A 942-nucleotide genomic window follows, 5' to 3' on the forward strand; every position below is an offset into this window, starting at 1 on the left:
TGCTAGACGCAAGCTATGCACACACCCCCCCATCTCGACCACCCGATGACCCTGCCCGAGACCCACACCAAGCTGCTGGCCGAGCTGGAGCGCTTCGAGCATTTGCTGTTCGAGCCGATGACCCAAGCTGATCTAGATCGACGCTATGCCCTTTCGGATCGCTGGACGGAGCAACTCGGAAATCCAGTGACAGTATACCGAACAGCCCGAGGCGCGCTGCCAAAGCCCCTCCCACCCCAGCCTCGCATCGGCTAGACTCTCCCCCATGACAGCCGAGACCCAAGCCACCGACACCAGCGACAAACCCGACTACGACAGCCCCTGGAAAGAGGCCCTGGAGCGGTTCTTCCCGGAGTTTCTGGCGCTGCTGTTCCCGGCCATCCATGCCGAGATCGACTGGTCAAAGGGCATGCAGTTTCTCGACAAGGAATTCCAGCAGATCGTGCGTGAGGCCAAGACCACCCGACGTTATGTCGATAAGCTCGTCGGGGTCACGCGACGCGATGGCACGCCGGTCTGGGTACTGATCCATGTCGAAGTGCAGGGTGACCCGGAGACCGTCTTTGCCGAGCGGATGTTCACCGACCACTATAAAATCCGCGATGTCTATCAAGTGCCGGTCGCCAGCCTGGCGGTCCTTGCCGATGCCGACCTAGGCTTCCGCCCAACGCAGTACAGTGCCGCGCTCTGGGACTGTCGGGTCGAGTTCCAATTCCCCACGGTCAAACTGCTTGACTATGCTGAGCCCGAGCGCTGGGCCGAGCTGGAAGCCAGCGACAATGTCTTCGCCCTGGTGGTGATGGCGCAGATCCGCGCCAAGGTCACCGACGATGCCGAGACACTGAAACGCTGGAAATTCCGCCTGATCAGACGGATGTACGAGCGCGGCTATGAGCAGGCCGTCATTCTAGAGATATTCCGTTTGATCGACTGGATGATCCG

Annotated in this window: 1 protein-coding gene; it reads left to right on the plus strand. The window is 60.5% G+C overall.

Annotated elements, in window-relative coordinates:
• Window positions 1-265 precede the first annotated feature (265 nt).
• On the plus strand, window positions 266-942 hold a 677-nt coding region (locus VBE63_RS30305; protein WP_323686674.1), incomplete at its 3' end, for a hypothetical protein.

It is taken from the genome of Lamprobacter sp., from assembly GCF_034860625.1.
In the GTDB taxonomy this organism is placed as follows: domain Bacteria; phylum Pseudomonadota; class Gammaproteobacteria; order Chromatiales; family Chromatiaceae; genus Lamprobacter.